Origin of the sequence: Actinoplanes sp. NPDC051633 (assembly GCF_040681735.1) — a bacterium.
Classification (GTDB): Bacteria; Actinomycetota; Actinomycetes; order Mycobacteriales; family Micromonosporaceae; genus Actinoplanes.
Map to the genome: position 1 here is coordinate 1 of NZ_JBFAZH010001464.1, position 1674 is coordinate 1674.

General features: G+C 69.1%; 2 protein-coding genes and 1 pseudogene. All 3 read left to right on the forward strand.

Translation table 11 applies throughout. The features are described from left to right. Window positions 1-550: pseudogene (locus tag AB0M20_RS42100) on the forward strand (hypothetical protein); the annotation flags it as partial. A 149-nt stretch (window positions 551-699) separates the two neighbouring features. Beyond that, window positions 700-900: a hypothetical protein gene (locus tag AB0M20_RS42105; RefSeq protein WP_364306983.1), complete on the forward strand. Its 201-nt coding sequence runs from the start codon at window positions 700-702 to the stop codon at window positions 898-900. Window positions 901-1156: 256 nt separating this feature from the next. After that, a partial coding sequence (locus AB0M20_RS42110; protein WP_364306985.1) for a sigma-70 family RNA polymerase sigma factor occupies window positions 1157-1674 on the forward strand: 518 nt, incomplete at its 3' end.

Below are 1674 nucleotides of genomic sequence, written 5' to 3' on the forward strand. Positions count from 1 at the left end.
TCATTCTAAGGACACTCAGAGACGCCTCATACGCTTTGATTTCTTTTTGGTACTTTTCCTCATCTTTTTTAAAATCGTCCCTAGAAATCGTTCTATCCGGTCGTCGATCGTCATGCTGACCATCGGCTTCCTGATCTACCTGATCCTGGTCCCGGTCGCCGAGAGCGCCGAACAGACCGTGATCCAGCGCGTCGTCCCGCTGGCCACGCAGGGCCGCGTGTTCGGCCTCGCGCAGAGCCTGGAGACCGCGGCCTCGCCGGTGACCTCGTTCCTGATCGGACCGATCGCCCAGGTCTGGGTCATCCCGTTCATGACCACGGGAGCGGGGGCCGCGACGATCGGCGGCTGGTTCGGCACCGGTCCGGACCGCGCGATGGCACTGCTGTTCATGGGTGCCGGCCTGATCGGCCTGGTGATGACCGTCGTGGCGATGCGCTCCCGGGCGTACGCGGCACTGTCCGCCCGCTTCGCCGGCGCCTCCGCGGCCGTCCCGGCAACCGCTGAGCCTTCCGGCCGCGACCGCGAGCTGGTGCCCGCCGCGACCGCCTGATCGCGGTCGGCGCTATCGCCGATCCCGGTAGCCCGGCGACCATCTGAGTCGCCGGGCGCCGGCCGTTCTGCCGGGCATGGTCATGCTGCTCCTCGGCCCGGCCCGGGTCACACGGATGGGGCACTTGCGCTACGTCGCGGGACCCGACAGTGGTAGCTCAGCCACGCGTCGCGGGGTCGGATGCGTGGCTGGGCTACCAGTATTCGCGGGCTAGCGGCCTCGGTGGCCGCCGGCTCGGCCACCCGGTCACCGGGAAACCGTCGGTGGCGCCGGTGCTGAACCGCGAATTCACGCGGATGGGTCTGTGGCGGTTCTCGCGCACCACCGTGGCGCTGTACATCCGTGGGTGAGCGGGCCGGCTCATCAGGCGCGTTGTGCGGACGCGGTTGGAGCCGAGGTTCCGGGCGAAGCCGTTGGTTGTCCCAGCCATGACCACTCCAGCTCGACCTGCACATCGTGCACATTGGTGGGAACGCTCCCATCCACTGGTGGCGATGTTGCCAGAATGTGTCCGCGCCCTCAAGCTTCGGCGGGAGGTGCGCCCGACGGCCGATTTCGGGGTCGTCGCGTAACAGTTCGCCGGGGATTTCGCGAGAGGAACCATCGATGGAGGTCAGCGGCTGGACCGGCCTGGTGGACGCCGCCCGCGCGGGGGACCGGCAGGCGGCTGAGCAACTGATCGCCGCGCACCTGCCGCTGCTGCACCGCATCGTCGGGCAAGCCCTCGACGGTCACGCCGACGTCGACGACGTCGTGCAGGAAACCGTCCTCCGCGCGCACCGGGACCTGCCGACCCTGCGTACGCCGGACCGTTTCCGGTCCTGGCTCGTCACCATCGCGATGCACCAGATCAGCAATCGGCAGCTGGCCTGGGACCAGGAGCGCAGCCGGGTGACGTCGCTCGACGAGGCGGTGCTCATCCCGGATCCCGACGCCGAGTTCGCCGACGTCACCCTCCTGCGCCTGGGCATGTCGGCTCAGCGCCGGCAGGTCGCCGAGGCCGCTCGCTGGCTCGACCGCGACGATCAGGATCTGCTGCCGTTGTGGTGGCGGGAGGTCGCCGGCGACCTCAGCCGCGCCGAGGTGGTCGTGGGCCGGGGGGTGAGCTCCGCACACGCCCCCCT